Source organism: Microcoleus sp. PH2017_34_RAT_O_A, from assembly GCF_020737885.1.
Lineage (GTDB): Bacteria > Cyanobacteriota > Cyanobacteriia > Cyanobacteriales > Microcoleaceae > Microcoleus.
The window spans coordinates 151,124-168,398 of the sequence record NZ_JAEQDD010000001.1; the positions used below are offsets into that span (position 1 = coordinate 151,124).

At 45.6% G+C, this 17,275-nt stretch carries 18 protein-coding genes and 1 pseudogene; 6 read left to right on the forward strand and 13 right to left on the reverse strand.

From position 1 onward, the window contains the following. Nucleotides 1–29: 29 nt before the first annotated feature. From JGK11_RS00590 to JGK11_RS00635, 10 genes and pseudogenes are all read right to left on the reverse strand, one after another. The gene (locus JGK11_RS00590; protein WP_293210205.1) at nt 30–2,507 is read right to left on the reverse strand and encodes a phosphoketolase family protein; all 2,478 of its coding nucleotides are present in this window, start codon (nt 2,505–2,507) and stop codon (nt 30–32) included. A gap of 668 nt (nt 2,508–3,175) precedes the next feature. Next, nucleotides 3,176–3,826, reverse strand: a complete 651-nt coding sequence (locus tag JGK11_RS00595; protein WP_293210350.1) for a Rho termination factor N-terminal domain-containing protein — start codon at nt 3,824–3,826, stop codon at nt 3,176–3,178. Between the two features lie 16 nt (nt 3,827–3,842). After that, complete coding sequence (locus tag JGK11_RS00600) at nt 3,843–5,189, reverse strand: AAA family ATPase (RefSeq protein ID WP_293210207.1); 1,347 nt, start codon at nt 5,187–5,189, stop codon at nt 3,843–3,845. Nucleotides 5,190–5,247: 58 nt separating this feature from the next. Continuing rightward, nucleotides 5,248–5,502 carry an HNH endonuclease gene (locus JGK11_RS00605; RefSeq protein ID WP_293210354.1) on the reverse strand — a complete coding sequence of 85 codons (255 nt, stop codon included), beginning with the start codon at nt 5,500–5,502 and terminating at the stop codon, nt 5,248–5,250. Nucleotides 5,503–5,511: 9 nt separating this feature from the next. Continuing rightward, nucleotides 5,512–5,700 (reverse strand): annotated as a pseudogene (locus tag JGK11_RS00610) (HNH endonuclease); the annotation flags it as partial. Then, the gene (locus tag JGK11_RS00615; protein ID WP_293210208.1) at nt 5,691–5,936 is read right to left on the reverse strand and encodes a hypothetical protein; all 246 of its coding nucleotides are present in this window, start codon (nt 5,934–5,936) and stop codon (nt 5,691–5,693) included. The pseudogene JGK11_RS00610 and the gene JGK11_RS00615, both read right to left, overlap by 10 nt. Nucleotides 5,937–6,038: 102 nt before the next feature. After that, nucleotides 6,039–6,287 carry a DUF4926 domain-containing protein gene (locus tag JGK11_RS00620; RefSeq protein WP_180274614.1) on the reverse strand — a complete coding sequence of 83 codons (249 nt, stop codon included), beginning with the start codon at nt 6,285–6,287 and terminating at the stop codon, nt 6,039–6,041. Nucleotide 6,288: 1 nt separating this feature from the next. Next, complete coding sequence (locus tag JGK11_RS00625) at nt 6,289–6,618, reverse strand: DUF6883 domain-containing protein (RefSeq protein ID WP_293187014.1); 330 nt, start codon at nt 6,616–6,618, stop codon at nt 6,289–6,291. Between the two features lie 155 nt (nt 6,619–6,773). Then, nucleotides 6,774–9,533 carry a type I DNA topoisomerase gene (gene topA / locus JGK11_RS00630; protein WP_293210210.1) on the reverse strand — a complete coding sequence of 920 codons (2,760 nt, stop codon included), beginning with the start codon at nt 9,531–9,533 and terminating at the stop codon, nt 6,774–6,776. Nucleotides 9,534–9,752: 219 nt separating this feature from the next. Beyond that, entirely contained in the window at nt 9,753–9,971 is a 219-nt protein-coding gene (locus JGK11_RS00635; RefSeq protein ID WP_293192493.1) for a hypothetical protein, read from the reverse strand. Between the two features lie 181 nt (nt 9,972–10,152). On the opposite strand from JGK11_RS00635, the gene JGK11_RS00640 reads away from it, so the two are divergent. After that, nucleotides 10,153–10,530: a transcriptional regulator gene (locus tag JGK11_RS00640; RefSeq protein WP_293187011.1), complete on the forward strand. Its 378-nt coding sequence runs from the start codon at nt 10,153–10,155 to the stop codon at nt 10,528–10,530. Between the two features lie 33 nt (nt 10,531–10,563). Further along, nucleotides 10,564–11,235 (forward strand): VOC family protein, encoded by a 672-nt coding sequence (locus tag JGK11_RS00645; protein WP_293187010.1) that lies wholly within the window; start codon nt 10,564–10,566, stop codon nt 11,233–11,235. A gap of 132 nt (nt 11,236–11,367) precedes the next feature. Here JGK11_RS00645 and JGK11_RS00650 read toward each other — a convergent pair whose 3' ends face one another. Both JGK11_RS00650 and JGK11_RS00655 read right to left on the reverse strand, forming a co-directional pair. Next, on the reverse strand, nt 11,368–11,739 hold the full coding sequence (locus JGK11_RS00650; protein WP_293195812.1) for an AraC family transcriptional regulator: 372 nt from the start codon (nt 11,737–11,739) through the stop codon (nt 11,368–11,370). Nucleotides 11,740–11,757: 18 nt separating this feature from the next. Further along, on the reverse strand, nt 11,758–12,240 hold the full coding sequence (locus JGK11_RS00655) for a hypothetical protein (RefSeq protein WP_293187008.1): 483 nt from the start codon (nt 12,238–12,240) through the stop codon (nt 11,758–11,760). A gap of 267 nt (nt 12,241–12,507) precedes the next feature. Between JGK11_RS00655 and JGK11_RS00660 the strand changes: the two genes are divergently transcribed. Next, nucleotides 12,508–12,939 carry a GFA family protein gene (locus tag JGK11_RS00660; RefSeq protein WP_293187007.1) on the forward strand — a complete coding sequence of 144 codons (432 nt, stop codon included), beginning with the start codon at nt 12,508–12,510 and terminating at the stop codon, nt 12,937–12,939. A gap of 323 nt (nt 12,940–13,262) precedes the next feature. On the opposite strand, the gene JGK11_RS00665 is transcribed toward JGK11_RS00660, so the two are convergent. Further along, nucleotides 13,263–14,516: an RNA polymerase sigma factor gene (locus tag JGK11_RS00665; protein ID WP_293210212.1), complete on the reverse strand. Its 1,254-nt coding sequence runs from the start codon at nt 14,514–14,516 to the stop codon at nt 13,263–13,265. Nucleotides 14,517–14,773: 257 nt separating this feature from the next. Here JGK11_RS00665 and JGK11_RS00670 point away from each other — a divergent pair, with 257 nt between their 5' ends. The 3 genes from JGK11_RS00670 to JGK11_RS00680 all read left to right on the forward strand — a co-directional run bounded on the left by JGK11_RS00670 (nt 14,774) and on the right by JGK11_RS00680 (nt 17,224). Further along, nucleotides 14,774–15,346: a TetR/AcrR family transcriptional regulator gene (locus JGK11_RS00670; RefSeq protein ID WP_293176345.1), complete on the forward strand. Its 573-nt coding sequence runs from the start codon at nt 14,774–14,776 to the stop codon at nt 15,344–15,346. Between the two features lie 97 nt (nt 15,347–15,443). Continuing rightward, nucleotides 15,444–16,325 (forward strand): sterol desaturase family protein, encoded by an 882-nt coding sequence (locus JGK11_RS00675; RefSeq protein ID WP_293176347.1) that lies wholly within the window; start codon nt 15,444–15,446, stop codon nt 16,323–16,325. A 20-nt stretch (nt 16,326–16,345) separates the two neighbouring features. After that, nucleotides 16,346–17,224: an ABC transporter six-transmembrane domain-containing protein gene (locus JGK11_RS00680; RefSeq protein WP_293176349.1), complete on the forward strand. Its 879-nt coding sequence runs from the start codon at nt 16,346–16,348 to the stop codon at nt 17,222–17,224. Nucleotides 17,225–17,275 lie beyond the last annotated feature (51 nt).

The window sequence follows — 17,275 nt, forward strand, 5'->3', positions numbered from 1 at the left end:
GGATTCACGCAGATAAAGAGAAGCCGCGCCTAACCCGGTGCACCCGATCGCACACCTTGATCTCCAGTCACCGTCGGATCCTTAGTTTCCTTCGGCTTTTCCGACGAAACAGCGCCACCGTGCGGCCACTTCCAGTCGCGGATTTCCGGCATATCATCACCGTGTTTAGTGATATACAGCCTGTGCTCAATCAGCTTATCCCGCAGCGCCTGTTTCCCATAAGCCGCAGCATAACTCAGTTTTGGAACGCGATCGATTACATCACCAACTAAGTGGAAGCGATCGAGATCGTTGATCACCACCATATCAAACGGCGTAGTAGTCGTGCCCTCCTCCTTGTAACCGCGAACATGAATATTCGGGTGATTCGTCCGGCGATAAGTCAACCGGTGAATCAGCCAAGGATAGCCGTGAAAAGCAAAAATTACAGGCTTATCCTTCGTAAACAAAGCATCAAAATCCTTGTCAGACAAACCGTGAGGATGTTCTGTCGAAGGCTGAAGCGTCATCAAATCCACCACATTCACCACCCGCACTTTTAACTCAGGATAATCTCGGCGCAGAATGTCAACAGCCGCCAAAGTTTCCAGGGTTGGAACATCACCCGCACAAGCCATTACCACATCCGGTTCGCCACCTTTATCATTGCTAGCCCACTCCCAAATCCCGAGGCCCGCCGTACAGTGTTTAATCGCAGCATCCATGTCCAAATATTGCAAAGCTGGCTGCTTCCCAGCAATAATCACGTTGACATAATTGCGACTACGGAGACAGTGGTCAGTTACTGACAGCAAAGTGTTCGCATCGGGCGGCAAATAAATCCGCACCACCTCCGATTTCTTGTTAATTACGTGGTCGATAAAACCCGGATCTTGGTGCGAAAAACCGTTGTGGTCTTGCCGCCAAACGTGAGAAGTTAGCAGGTAGTTGAGAGATGCGATCGGTCTCCGCCAAGGAATCTCGCGAGTAGTTTTCAACCATTTAGCGTGTTGGTTGAACATCGAGTCAATGATGTGAATAAACGCTTCGTAACAGGAGAAAAATCCGTGTCTTCCTGTTAGCAAATAGCCTTCCAGCCAACCCTGACAGAGATGTTCGCTGAGGACTTCCATCACGCGGCCGTCGGCAGACAGGTGCTCGTCATCCTCCGGTAAAATACTACCAGTCCACGCGCGGCCAGTCGCTTCAAACACCGGATCGAGGCGGTTTGAAGCAGTTTCATCCGGCCCGACAATGCGGAAATTTTGGTTTTCCTGATTGAGTTTCATCACATCCCGCAGAAAGCGGCCGGAAACGCGGGTTGCTTCTGCCATCACAGTCCCCGGTTTTTGCACGTCTACGGCGTAGTCTGCAAATTCTGGCATTTTCAAGTCTCGCAGCAGCAGACCGCCATTAGCGTGCGGATTTGCCCCCATCCGTCGATCGCCCTTCGGTGCAAGTTCCGCCAATTCCGCAATCAGTTTACCCTTATCGTCAAACAGTTCTTCGGGCTTGTAGCTTTTCATCCAATCTTCCAGGAGTTGGACGTGGCCAGGCTTAGAAGCCATTTCTGCTAATGGAACTTGGTGCGATCGCCACGATCCCTCAGTTTGCTTACCGTCAACCTCCTTCGGCCCAGTCCAACCCTTGGGACTTTTAAGTACAATCATCGGCCACTGAGGGCGATCGGAATAGCCCTTCGTGCGCGCTTCCTCCTGAATCGACTTAATTTCGCCGATCGCCGTATCCATCGTTGCAGCCATCAACTGGTGCATCGTTTCCGGGTCTGAACCTTCGACCCAATAAGGTTTGTAGCCGTAACCAACCATCAAACTCTCCAATTCCTCGCGGGGAATGCGGGCCAACACGGTAGGATTCGCAATTTTGTAGCCATTCAAGTGCAAAATCGGCAACACGGCCCCATCCCGAACCGGGTTGAGAAACTTGTTAGAATGCCAGCTAGCAGCCAGCGGGCCAGTTTCTGCTTCCCCATCCCCGACAACCGCAGCCACAATCAAATCGGGGTTATCGAAGGCCGCCCCGTAAGCGTGGACAAGGGCGTAGCCAAGTTCGCCGCCTTCGTGAATCGAACCGGGAGTTTCCGGCGCTACGTGGCTGGGGATACCGCCGGGAAACGAAAACTGTTTGAACAGCCGTTGTATCCCCTCTTCATCTTGGGAAATGTTCGAGTAATATTCGGTATAAGTTCCTTCGAGATAGGTGTTCGCCACCAAGCCCGGCCCGCCGTGTCCTGGGCCTGCGATGTATATGGCGTTTAAGTCTTGGGATTTGATGAGGCGGTTGAGGTGAACGTAGATGAAGTTGAGACCTGGAGTGGTGCCCCAATGTCCGAGGAGTCTGGGTTTGACGTGTTCGAGTTTGAGGGGTTCTTTGAGTAGCGGATTGTCGAGGAGATAGATTTGTCCGACGGAAAGGTAGTTAGCCGCCCGCCAGTAAGCGTTGATTTTGCCTAGTTCTGAGTCGGAAAGCGGTTTTAATTGGGGGATTTCGGTCGTTGTTAACATCATAAGCGATTCAATCCTGAGTTTGAGTGATGTGTTTGGTAAACTCTGTTTTGAAATTTGATGGAGGCCTAGAAACCGGGTTTTTTACAAAAATACTTGGTTACAACCCGCAGATTCGGGGAAAACCCGGTTTCTTTGTCGGAGTGCATAATTTATGTTTACTCCATATTTCACAAGCAAACAATTGAATTGTATACCAGTTTTATCTAAATCCAAGTTTAAATCAACGTTAATTTTTGATCGATAAGTCAGCTATTGTCGTGGCAGGAAAGCTGGATGTTGTGAGGTGAAAGCTAGCAATAAAAAAGATACTTCTCTAGGTAGAGGTAAGAATGATTTATGTGTGAAATTAAATTGGGAAAACTCAATTCAGAATTGAATTCAATAATCAGGAATTACCAAAGCCATAAAATAACAAAGACTCCTTAAGGAGCCTTCGCCAAAATATAAATCTTGGTATTCAGAACGTCTTTACCGGAATTCCTCGACCCTCGTGGGTAACGGGATGTCATGATTAGATCATGTCTGCTGCATCCATTTCTCTAATATAGTTCACGGTTTCGATCTGTGTCAATGTTTAATCAGGAAAAGTATGAAAATTTTCCAGTGTGGGCAATTTACGGTATAGTATGCTTTCTAGTTCTGGATTACCGAAGTTTTTTCCTTGCCCATTAGCTTAGCGCCTCAATTAGAGCATCTTTCTTCATCTTAGTTATGCCAGCAATTCCTCTTGTTTTAGCTATTGCTTTTAATTCAACAGTAGTCATTGTTCTGAGAATAGTCACGTCGTTTATCGTATCTGGCATTGATTGGGGAATCAGATAAAATACACTCTTAATTGCGTCAAGTTTTTTGCCTTTGGTAATACCGCATTTCAAGCTTGTGATTGGCTCAAAATTTTTCCAATACTGACGAGGAGCCTCATCAATTCGATTTGTAGCTACAGCAAGTTTAACTGACTTTAGATCGCTGTTTGGCTGTTCAATCAAATATTGCAATGCTGCCATGATTTCATCTCTGGATGCTGTGGAAAGATTAATTTTCGGCTTTTCCTCACCTGCAAGAATTTTAGTGAGTGTAGTAGTATCATCATTATCGTCAGCAATAATGCACCAGACTTTTTCTAGCCCTGCTTCTTCTGCTACAGCATAAACAAAGGAATTGCCAATAACTTGATAGCTATCTTTACCAATGTCTTTGACAATGACTGGAATCCAGTTTCGTCCACCCTTTTGTTTAAGTATGTTTGCAGTAGCTTTGAGCAAAAACTCAGGGGCATCAGTAGCATCCCCTGGGTCGATTTGATTTATGGGGAGGTGCATCAAACTCCCAATACTGTTAGTGCTTTTCATTTTGTAAGAAATACTCCTTGGCTAAATTTTTGTAATATTCATGGGCAGAACGATCTCGATAAACAGCAGGAATTCGTGAGAAGGCAGCACTAGCTATGTTAGCGTAACTTGGTACTTCATGGATATGTAAATCTTTTCTTGCATTGGTGTACTTAGGATAGAAGTAGGGCAGTAGATCGAATTTTACTTTTTTCGCATTTTTCATAATATTGTTAATTGCTTGTTGAGCAACTTCTCGCTGTGGCTCTGTGATTTTTTCTCCATTAAAAAAGATAGGTAAGGCAATGGGACTTCCATCTTCTTTCTCAGCTTGTATCTCAGGGATGAATTTCTGAATTGCCATTGCTGCATTCTCTAGGGAAAAGAGGTTATTGTGCTTTGTAGGAATGAGAATAACGTCAGCCGCATACACTGGAAGTTTACTATTGAAACGCCAATTCGGGGATGAATCTATCAAAATATAATCGTAGTCTTGCCTTGCAAATTCGAGCTTGTCGTACAATGCATACAATCGCATTAACTCGCTCAATTCCCTGTCGGAGTTGTTGGCTAGTTCACTATCAGCAGGAATAATATCAAAACTGAGTTGTAATTTTTTATTGGAAAATTTATATGTAACCACGGCAGATTTTAGCTCTACGTTCTGGTCTGTAAGAGCTTTTTTAACAAGCCCATCACTGACAGGAATACCCAAAGCACTTGTTAAATCTTGTTGATTGAAATCAAAATCTATTACCAAAACTTTTTTGCCCAAAAAAGTTAAAATGCCTGCGAGGTTAACTGTTGTAGTTGTTTTGCCAACACCTCCTTTGTTATTATAGATTGTTACTGTCAAGGCTCTACTGGTTTCTTCAATCTTCTTCCTTATCTCAGCAACAACTCGATCGACGTTATTCAAGTCCATAGCCAAGCATTGAGTCGCTGGGAATATTACTTTGCCATGCTTTCTAAACAGTTGAACATGGGATGAGTTAGTCAGAATCCCCCATTCTGCTGACGTGCAATTAGAACCAAGTAACTGTCGCTTAAGTTGATTAACTGTTTTTAAGTATGCTGGTGTACCTTCAGTAAGATTGATATCTTTTCCTTTTAGCTCTACAAGGAGATAGGGATTATATTTTGTGTGTAAGAAGATATCATTTCCAATGGTTTTTCTAGCTGCTCGATCGACTATTCCACCACCATTAGTGTCATATTGGGGAATAACTTCATCAGATTCAAACCCCAATGCTTGCAGAAACTGAGGTAAAAAATTAGCACTGACAATAGCTTCAGAAGCGTCTTGAGGAAGACTTTGTAATGCAGCTTGAAGGGTAGTGGCTGGGGCATTCATGGGAAGGAAAATTCAGGAATAATTTGATCTGAGTATATCACTATAAATAACTACATTATTATGAATTTTGGCGAGGATCGTTAGAGGGAGGATGCCACCCTGCTCTAACCCATAAACGACGAGCTCTGATAATCGCTCCTTCATTATGATACCGATCGTTAAGGTCTAATCGATCGCAGGTTCCCCTACCTGTTGGAGTAATACCCATGATTTCTAAACCATCCGCAGACCAGTTAAAATGCTCAAACCATTGCTGTTGACGGGGGTTAAACACGGTTACTTCTTGTTCTGTTTCTGGGTCAGTAGCAGTCACAAAATTATAGCGATTATTATTACACCTATGACAAGCTAAAGCTAAGTTTTCAAGTTCATCGCTACCACCTATTGAGCGAGGTAAAATATGGTCTATCGTAAACAGAGTAGAGCTACTTTCTTCCGCTGAATGGCAATATTCACAAAGAAAATTAGCTCTACTTCTTACTAAATTTCTAGTGGCGCGGTTTACGGACATGAGGCTGCTATAACTTTAGCGTTAATTAAGGTGAAAATCCGATCTAGTTCTAGTAAGCTTGCTAATTCTACAACCTCTTCTGAAGTTAAAAGATTAGCCTTTTTTCTCTCGGCTAATTCTTCTAATCTGGCTTGCAGATTTTCCGTAAATTTGAATAAGTAAAGATTTCTGACTTTCTGCATCGAAATCTCCCGATCGATCCAGTAGGAAGGTTGTACCATAAGTTCAGATATCATGGTGATTCAATTGCTCCAATTACTACATGGATAGTCTCGATTATATCATGAAAACAAAATGTTCCGATGCCACGGTTTCTACAACCTGGATGTGAATCAATATTAACCTGCTGTTGCCAAAGAACGAACAGTTAAGATTTCATCAGGGCGGAGAACTTCTACAGTAGAGATAGGGACGGCTATAACTGTAAGAGACTCACCAACAGCATTAAATACTTCCAACAGACAGCCTTCTTCACCACCACTAGGATGAGGAACAAAATCAACCAATGTGGCAATATCTCCAGCTCTGAGTTGATATTCTGGTAAGTCACGAGTTAAAGCAACTTCCTGATATAGCTTTAGAATCATCTTAATTCTCCTTAAAAGGTTGTAGCGTCACAAACTGAAATTTTCCATCAATCCGTCGTTGCAGCCAAATTGTAACGACAGATAGGTTTATACCATTTGTACCAACGAGTTCTCCTACAACTCGATAAAAGATTCCATACTCGTTATTCCTCTCTTCAATCGCCTCACCTACTCCCACAACTGACTGGATGGCTGCTTTCAGCGCTTCTGGGTTTTCTGAGGTAAATCCAGCCCGTGCCAAGAATTTTGACTTATCATTTCTGGCTTTGTGTACCAGCAGATAACCAGTTATCTTATCGTCTGGGATGACCGCATCTTTTGGAATCTTCACCCTGAAATCTCTCCATCCTTTTATTTTGCTCGTGCAATACAGCAGCCAAAAAGTTTCTATTTCTTCGATAACGCATCATCCAAAAGAAATCCGTGAGTTTTGTAGGGACACAGCACTGCTGTGTCCTTACTAATTTCAACGTCTCCTTACTAATTTCACTCTGTTTTCTTCTTACTCGCCGTAGCAGTCGTCGCCTTCTTAGCAGTGGTTTTCTTCGCAGCGGTTTCCGACTTTGCCGCAGTAGTTTTCTTCGCCGCAGTTTCCGATTTCGCCGCAGTGGTTTTCTTCGCAGTAGTCGTTTTCTTCGCCGCAGTTTCCGACTTCGCCGCAGTAGTCTTAGTTGACTTCTTCGACTTGCTAGATTTTCCGCCGCCCGCAGCTTCCTTCGCTGCTAACAAATCCAGTGCTTTTTGTAAGGTGAAATTCTCCAAAGATTCATCCTTAGCCAAAGAAGCATTGATATCGCCGTGTTTCACGTAGGGGCCGTAGCGGCCGTCGTAAACATTGATCATTTCTCCCGACTCTGGATGCGCGCCCAATTCCTTCAATGGTGTCGTTGATTTGCTACCCCGAACGGCTTTTGGTTGCGCTAATAGTTCCAATGCCCGATCGAGCGTTATAGTCAAAACATCATCAGGCGGCTTGATCGATCGATAATCCTTACCAACCTTACCCTGGTCGTGCACCACATAAGGGCCATACATCCCCAAATTAGCCTGCACCTTCGCCCCCGTATCCGGGTGAGTGCCCAACAGGCGAGGTAGAGTCAACAAACTCACCGCCATATCAACCGTCACACTATCCTTATCCGTCCCCTTCGGTAAAGAAGAACGCTTCGGTTTCTTGTTCGTTTCCGAAACATCCCCCAACTGAACATAGGGGCCGTAATTGCCAATCAGCACATAAATCGGTTCCCCAGTGTCCGGGTGCAAACCTAATTTTTCTGGCCCTTCAGTCTTTTGCTTTAACAGAAACTCCACTTTTTCCGGGTCTAAATCTGCCGGAGTCAAATCCTGGGGAATCGATGCTTTCACCTGGCCTTCTTCGTTTTCAGATTCGAGGTAAGCGCCGTATTTACCGATGCAAACTTTGGCTGTGATATTCTCCAATATCACAGTTCGGGCAACTTTCGCGTCAATCTGACTTTCCTGTTCTTTAACTTGCGTTGCAAGTCCCATTTCCCCTGTATAAAACTTTTGCAAATACGGCAACCATTTCGCCTCGCCCGTGGCAATTTCATCCAGGGTTTGTTCCATGCGGGAAGTAAAACCCGTGTCTACTAAGTCGGGGAAATGTGTTTCTAATAAAGTCGTGACGGCGAAAGCGGTGAAGGTCGGAATTAGCGCGTTAGCTATTAATTTCGCGTATCCTCGATCGACAATTGTACCGATAATACTCGCATAGGTACTCGGACGGCCCACACCCTCACTTTCCAACATCTTCACCAGAGAAGCCTCCGTGTAGCGGGCGGGAGGTTGAGTTTCGTGTCCCACAGCCTCTACATCCTTGCAATTAGGCTTATCCCCCACCTTCAGCGCCGGCAAAATCACCTCCTGGTCTTCCAGCGCCGCATTCGGGTCATCGGAACCTTCCACATAAGCGCGCAAAAAGCCCGGAAAATCAATGCGTTTCCCGCTGGAACGGAAACCGGCATCTTCCACCTGAGTTAATACCGTGACGTGAGTTTGGCGCGAATCTGCCATTTGAGAAGCCACTGTCCGCTTCCAAATCAAATCGTAGAGGCGGAAATCAATCCCATCCAATCCCGTTTGCTGCGGCGTCCGAAAAGTGCTGCCGGCGGGGCGAATAGCTTCGTGGGCTTCCTGGGCACCTTTGCTTTTCGTCGTGTATTTGCGCGGTTGGGGGCTGAGGTATTCGCTACCGTACAGTTCTTGCACGCAACTGCGGGCGGCCGTAATCGCCTGTTCGGACAAATGTACCGAATCCGTCCGCATATAGGTGATAAAACCGCGTTCGTACAAACTTTGGGCAATTCGCATGGTTTCCCGCGCACCCAGTCTCAGCTTGCGGTTAGCCTCCTGCTGTAAAGTCGAGGTCGTAAACGGTGGCGACGGTTTGCGGGTGACTGGCCGTTCTTCGATATTACCGACAGTCCAGGGTTTGTTTTGAATGCGTGCGAGTAAAGCCCGCGCCTGTTCTTCGTTCAGCAAAAGTACGCGGCGGCCTGCGGTAATCTGTCCGGTATTTTCATCGAAATCGCTACCGTTGGCAACTTTTACATTCCCGACTGTCACGAGTTTGGCATCAAAGGAAATTTTGCTTTTTTCCAAAGTTGCTTTCAAATCCCAGTAGCTACCTTGGCGGAAAGCGCGGCGTTCCCGTTCCCGGCGTACCAACAGCCGTACTGCGACTGACTGGACTCGCCCTGCGGACAAACCCCAGGCGATTTTCTTCCACAGTAGCGGAGAGAGGGTGTATCCGACGAGTCGATCGAGAATTCGGCGAGTTTCCTGGGCCTGTACCACTCGATTGTCGATATCGCGGCAGTGAGTTAGGGCGTCGCGGATAGCTTCGCGGGTGATTTCGTGAAACACCATCCGCTTGATGGGAACTTTGGGTTTGAGGATTTGCAGCAAATGCCAGGAAATGCTTTCGCCTTCCCGGTCTTCGTCAGTGGCTAGAATCAGTTCTGTGGCGTCTTTTAGCGCATCTTTGAGTTCTTTAACAATTTTCTTTTTATCTTTGGGAATGACGTAAAGCGGTTCAAAATCTGCCTCCACGTTGACGCCGAGTTGCGCCCATTTTTCACCTTTAACGGCTTCTGGTATTTCTTCGGCGGAGGATGGGAGGTCTCGGACGTGGCCCATAGATGCCTCTACCCGGTACGTAGAGGGCAGGAAGTTACGAATGGTACGGGCTTTGGTGGGAGATTCGACGATAACTAAAGTTGACATGGCATCTTTTTATATATGGATGGCGGCGCAGTTAGAGTGTCTAATTTACAGAGTGTAGGTCGGATGTCAAGGCTTAGGGGAACTTTAGGGGATGATTTCAAATTACCTTAATGTTTAAGTTACTGCCGATCGGGTTGCAGGTCACAAGCTGATGGGATTTTACTGCTTTTGGGGCAAAGACCAGGAACCCTTGTCTCTGCAAGATGCACGGAATGTCTCTCACCTGACTCTAGCAGAATTGGCGGTAACTGGATGCTGAGACTGCTGGATGCGGGCGGATGGTTCCTCTGTTGTAGATTTGAGATTTGAGATTTGAGATTGGGCAAGATTTGATGGTTTCCCCGCAAACAAGACTTGAAATGCGATCGAGAATTGGTCGAATAGTCGATCGCACTCACCAGCTAACATCAGATATTGTGGACTAATTCTTGATACCATTTTGCGATCGCGTTATTATAAATACTCGGCAAGATTACGTAAATCTTTGATTGATAGAACAACCGCAGATGTCAGGCAGATAAACACAGATTAACGCAGATGTATTTAAAGATGGGAAAGCGAATGAATGCCAGCACTCTAAAATAATAGATGCGGAAACTATCTAAAAAGAGGTTGATGTATGGAATTACACCCAATTAAAACAGAAACAGATTATCAGGAAGCCCTGCGATCAATTGAATCACTGTTTGATGCAGCCCCCAATACCCCAGAATGCGATCGATTAGATATCCTCAGTACCTTAGTGGAAGCTTATGAGAAGGCAAACTTCCCCATTGAAATACCAGATCCAATCGCAGCAATTCAATATTATATGGATACCTGTGGATGGTCTCGTCATGATTTAGAGGTATGTCTTGGCAGTCAAGCTAGAGTCTCTGAAGTGCTATCTCGCAAACGTTCTCTAACCTTGGAGATGATTCGGAAGTTGCATCAAGAATTGGGGGTTCCGGCTGAAATTTTGATCCAACCATATCAATCGGTACAAACCTCTGCTTAATCATGCCAGCGCACACCGAATAGCTAAAAAATTATGGCATTTGAATTCGACCATATCTTCATCTTAACTGATATTGGTGCCCCGATCGCCGATCGCCTTTCATCCCTCGGTTTAGTCGAGGGCTCGTCTCGCATTCACGTTGGACAAGGTACCACGAATCGCTGTTTCTTTTTCCATAACGCCATGTTGGAACTGTTGTGGGTGCGCGATCCAGAGGAGGCGCAATCTGAGCCTATTTATCGGACTCGTCTTTGGGAGCGATCGACAAATCGCAATAATGGCGCCTGTCCCTTCGGCATCTGTTTGCGTTCAACCACAGGTTCTGAGGACACAGTAGCATTTTCTAGTTGGGCATATCGTCCGCCCTATTTACCTGAAACAATCAGCATCGCGGTAGCCACAAATAGTGATAATTTAACTGAGCCGATGCTGTTTCAAACTCCCTGGGGAAAACGTCCAGATTCATCCTCTACTGAGAAATTACAGCCCCTGAATCACGGTGTTGGTTTCCGCGAAATTACTCGTGTAGAATTAGTAAGTCCTGCTGCGAATAATCCGTCACCAGAACTGCAAGCAGTAATTGATACAAATCAGGTCAAGTTAAGGAAAGGAACCGAGTATTTTCTGGAGCTAGGCTTTGATGGAGAAGTGCATGGTAAACAAGTAGATTTTCGACCGGGATTGCCGCTGATTATCAGTTGGTAATGTCAAGTTGCAAGCTAACAGTGGACATCTTCCATTCATTCCCAACTAATCTAGAAATTATCTACATTTATTTGTGTTTATCTGCCTTTAATCTGCGGTTCATTTATTAATCAAATATTTATGCAATCTTGTTTAACGATCTCTATAAGCTGTAGGAGTCATCCCCGTCAACTGCCGAAACTGTTTGCTCAAATGGCTGTGGCTGTTGAACCCACATTCTAAGGCAATTTCCGCGATCGATCGCTCTTTTTGCTGTAACAACTCCTTCGCCCGTTCGATCCGTTGTTGAAGCAGATACTGATAGGGAGCTATTCCCACCGCCACTTTAAACATATGACTAAAATGAAACTGACTCATCCCCAGCAACGCAGCCAAATCAGCGAGCTTAATGTCTTGACTTAGATGTTCGTTTATGTATTCCAAGACTTGCAACAATTGACGCTGAGGTAAACCGCCCTCGTAAATTGTCAGGCGAGGTTTGGTAGTAAAGTATTGTCTGAGCAAATGCACTGCTATAATATTTTACACTGACTTGATGTAGAGATTTGGGCTTAAATTTTGCTGCTGTAGTTCCGAAAGTAGCATAAAGCTGATCGACTCAATTTGTCGATCGCGCATCCGAAATTCCGGCAGCAATTCCAGGCGATCTGGATTCATGTCAAAAGCTTCTCTGGCAACACTTTCAATGAAACCAGACGCAATTTTAATCTGCAAATAGCGATCGTCACTATCCCAACGCGCAAACAACGGCATCCTTGCAGGCGTGATGGAAATATCACCTTTCCTGTAAAGCCCTGCATAGGTTTTTTCTCCCTGGATTTGCAGCAAACGGACTGGACGAGGTGCAAGGGACAAATTAATTGTATGTTCATCACCGCCATCATAGTTGCACTCACCCGGAGGTTCATAGAATTGCTCGACCAAAATATGCTTCCAACCCAGGCTTTGGCTAGATAAATTGTGCAAGCTACTTGCTTCAGGTTGATGAGTCGCTGGTGGCTCCATGATATAAACCCAACTCGTCTCGTTTCTATTGTACTCGCTGTTCGATAATTGCTCTCAAGTCTGGCTACAAAAAATGTTTGTTATTTAACCCCATGTGGGAGGTGCGTCGCTATAAAATTTTCCATTTTACTTGAGAGATTGTCGATGGCGACGCACCCTACGGCTAATTTTAACTGCCGTTATTCCTATACCGCCCAGAGCAAATCCTGGAACGAAACACATTCAGAAAGTTAACATAATAACTGATAAGGATTAGGAGATACTTTCATGAAAACACCTTTTACTGGCGGTTGTATGTGCGGAAATATCCGCTACGAATGTTCAGCAGAACCAATTGTGATGGGGAATTGCCACTGTCGCGATTGCCAAAAAGCGACAGGTACTGCATATGCTGCTGCGATGCTGGTTCCTCGAAATGCAGTTGCGATCGCAGGTGATGTCAAATACTATGATGTTACGGGCGATAGTGGGGGAATTGTCGGTCGTGGATTTTGTCCCAACTGTGGTGCGCGATTATTTAGTAAACCACCAAATCCTGAACTCATGGGCATCATGGCAGGCAGTCTTGACGAGCCGAGCTGGTTTGGGCCGACAATAGATGTTTACGCAGCTAGTGCCCAACCGTGGGATTATATGAATCCAGATTTGCCTAAATTTGACCAAATGCCGCCACCAAAGAATTCAAATGCGGTAGATTGAATCAATTTTTGGTGAAGGTGCTGCCGCTACTGATTCTTGCTGTTAGGTTTCAGAAGAGCGTTGACAAATGTATAACACAAGTTCATATCAATAGTGCATGAATAGGCGACTAATTAATTGCATTTCCAAGCTCTCACTTCTTGAAATTATCTGCGTTTATCTGTGTTCATCTGCCTATCATCTGCGGTCGAGCAATCAATCAAACATATGTGCAATTGCTCGTATATTGAATTGTCATTCCTTAGCAACAGTCGGGAGTCCGACGTGGTGACTTCGCTCGATCGAGTCATTTCATCGATCGCCCGTGCACCTCAATCAGGATTTTAGGATTGCTGGACTTCGCGCAACCGCCGATCGAGAAAACGGCGTTCGCTATCATTCGTAACTAACGTCAATGCTCGCTCATAACTGTGCGCGGCTTCTGCGGATGCTCCCATACGGCGCAACAAATCGGCCCGCGCGGCGTGAAACAGGTGATAGCCATCAAGTTCGGGGCCGATCGCATCCAGAAGCGCGATCGCAGTTTGCGGCCCATCTACCATCGCGATCGCCACCGCCCGATTCAGCGACACAATTGGCGATGGCTGTAAGCGTTCGAGCAGATTATAAAGCTGAACAATCTGCTGCCAGTTTGTCTCTTGGGCCCGCACCGCCCGACAATGCACGGCTGCGATCGCAGCTTGCAAAGCAAACGGCCCGATCCCGCCACGGAATGCTTCCTCAACCAGCGGCAGCGCCTCGACAATCTGTGCCCTGTTCCAGCGACTGCGATCTTGCTCTTCCAGCAGGATCAGGTCGCCAGACTCATCCAGACGCGCATCGCGCCGCGAGTCGTGCAGCAACATCAGAGCCAGAAGAGCAGTCACTTCCGCTGGCGGTTGCGGTGCCATCAACATCCTCACCAGTCGCCCCAGCCGGATCGCTTCGGCGCAGAGATCCGCTCTCACTATTGTCTCGCCATGCGTCGCCGCATAACCTTCGTTAAAGATCAAATAGATCGCCGTCAGCACCGCTTCCACGCGATCGGGCAAATCCTTCGTATCCGGCACTGTGTAGGGAATGCCCGCGTCACGAATCTTGCGCTTTGCCCGTACCAGCCGCTGCGCCATCGTCGCCGTTGGTACGAGAAACGCCCGTGCGATTTCATCCGTCTCCAGGCCGCCCAGCAAACGCAGCGTCAAAGCAACCTGAGCCTCGATCGCCAGCGCGGGGTGACAGCAGGTGAAAATCAACCGCAATCGCTCGTCGGGGATTTCGCCGATATCGTCATCGATTTCTTCGATAGTTTCGATCGACTCAGAGGCAGCATACACTTCAAGTTTTTCGGCGAGTCGCGTCCGCCGTCTGAGGCGATCGATCGCCTTAAATCGAGCTGTTTTAATCAGCCACGCGCGCGGGAGATCGGGAATTCCGGCAGTCTGCCACTGCTTCAGTGCAGCCGTAAAGGCTTCCTGCGCCGCCTCTTCGGCTACGTCGAAATCTCCAACCAGTCCGATCAATGTGGCGACGATCCGACCCCAGTCCGATCGATAAACGGAGTCAATGGCTTGGGTTACGTCTGGTTTTGCGTTTGGCATCACAACCTGATGAGAAAAATTTTTGGCGAGGTGTCGATTTGAGCGATCGCCCTTCGACTTATACCATTTTTTTAAATTTATGACAGACTTTTGCCAACTAGGGAAACGAGATAATTACAACGTCTTGTCGTCGTATCAAAATCGCCAATAGCCTAACTTCTCGTTGAAACCAAAATAGCCGATAGACTTGACACAGTATAATCGCACTGCTATATTATAATGAGCGCTCGATATAAACTTTATGCCCAAAATCGTCCATGCCCAAAATCGTTGACTCTGAGGAGTATCGTAAAGAGCTTCTCCATAGATGCTTTAACCTATTTGCCGAAAGCGGATATGCTAGTGTTACAACACGACAAATCTCTAAGGCATTGGGTATCTCCACTGGAGCAATGTATCACTACTTTGCTAGTAAACAGGTGTTGTTTGAGCAATTGGTTGAGGAGATCAGTTGGCAGGATGTTTATCTATTTAAGTCGATTGCTGAAGGAGGAACGCTGACCGAACGCATTGAAAGACTTGGATGTATGCTGGTTCAGCATGAAGAACACTTTGTCAAACAGGCAGTAATTTGGACAGATTTCTACCAGCATACCGCCGTGACAGAGATTAACAGTAATCCCATTTTTCAGCAAATAGATCGGCGCTATCAACAAATGATGGAGGAACTGCTTAATCTCTCAGATCCGAAGCTCGCTCGATTTGTCTGGACTTTGATCAATGGTATCTTGATCGAGCAGATAGAACGTGAAAATAGCTTTTCCTTTGCCCAGCAGATTCACTTATTTACCAAGATGTTAATTGCCTACTGCGAAAAATACTGTATCTAGCCTTAACAGGCAGACAACTGTAAAAGCTCTATCGACATTAATTTAAATAATTCGAGCGCTCGAATTAAAACACTCAAAACACCATAGGATGTTGACTATGAACATTTCTGCCCAACCGATTCTAGAAAACTTGCAGCATCTAGAAACTTCGCTGTTCTCCCTATCGCTTATCTTGTTTTGTATTATCTTCGCTGAAATCGGCGTTGACTTTTTCTTTCGTAAACAACGGAATTACCGAGAAACGGCTGCAAATATCGGTGTTGGTATCGTTCATGATTTTCTCAGCGATCAATTAGCAAATGTTGTAGCTGTAGTTGGGCTATCCCTAATTGCGGCAGTCAGTCCTCTAAAGGTTCCTGTAAATGGCTGGACAATGCTATTAGCAGTATTCATCGCAGATTTTCTCTATTACTGGAACCATCGTGCAGAACATCGGATTCGTTTTTTTTGGGCATATCACAGCGTTCATCATAGTTCCACTGATTTTAATTTGACTGTAGCGCTGCGGCTGGCATGGGTTGAAGACTTTATCCTTTGGATTTTCTACATTCCGATGGCACTGCTGGGATTTCATCCCCTACAAGTCTTGATTGCGCTCGAAGTTGTGGGGCTATATCAAGTCTGGATTCACAATCAGAAAATTGGGCGATTGGGAATTCTCGAATCCATGATGAATACAGCTTCCAATCACCGTGTACATCATGGCTCAAATCTGCCATACATTGATAAAAATTATGGTGGCATTCTGATTGTTTGGGATAGGTTGTTTGGAACTTACCAAGCCGAGACGGAAAAGGTGATCTACGGGCTGACTGAAAATATTCAAACCCACAATCCTATTCAGATCAATATTATGGAATATTCCAGAATCATTAGCGATTTACGACGATCGCAGACTCTCAAAGAATGGTTCTTGAGTCTATTCGGTCCGCCTGAATGGAAACCACAAGCATTCAAACAACTGCCTAGCAAAGATTAAACCTACTTGAATCTATCTCTATGAAACTTCATTCTGTCTCGCAAATTTTGGAACGCCTGTTTCGATCAAATTACAGGTCTATCCTGTTTACCTATGGGCTGACGTTGCTGGAAAATACGTTTGAATTGCTATATCCGCTAGCGATCGGATTTGCTATCGATCAGCTTCTAAAGGGAAACTATAGCAACATCATCCCCTTTCTATGCATTTGGCTGGCACATGCGATTACAGCTATTTCTCGTCATGTATACGATACTCGAACCTTTACCAGTATCTATAGCAACTTAGCAACAGCGATGGTTGTAGAGCAGAGTAAGCAGGGCGCTTCAACGGCTCAAATTGCTGCGCGTTCCGTGCTTTCCAGAGAATTTGTCGATTTCTTTGAGCGAAATATTCCCCAAATTATTGCAGGGTTGTTTAGCTTTGTTGGCGCATTGGTAATGCTATTCATCTATGACATACAGATTGGCGCATATTGTTTGGCTTTGCTTATTCCGTTGATTTTGATCAATCGCAGCTATGCTCAGAAATCACAACGGTTGAATCAAAACTTGAATAATCAGCTAGAACAGGAAGTAACAGTTTTAAGCCAATCTGAGGCTGAAGTAGTGAGATCGCACTACTTGTTAATAGCAAAATGGAGAGTCCATCTTTCTAATGCAGAAGCCCTGAATTATGGATTTATAGAACTGTTTACGATTTTACTTGCTGCCACGGTTCTGATTCGTACAGTCTGGATTCCAGGCATTCAAACAGGTGAGATTTATGCCATTATTTCCTACCTGTGGAACTTTTTAAAGAGCTTAGAGAATATTCCAGCACTGGTACAGCAGTTTAGCCGGTTACAGGATATTGGGCAGAGAATGCAACTAAGTTCTGAGGCATTGAGCAAGCTGTGAATCTTGAAGTGATGGCAGCAGCCCAATAACTGTTCTGAACTAGAACGTATC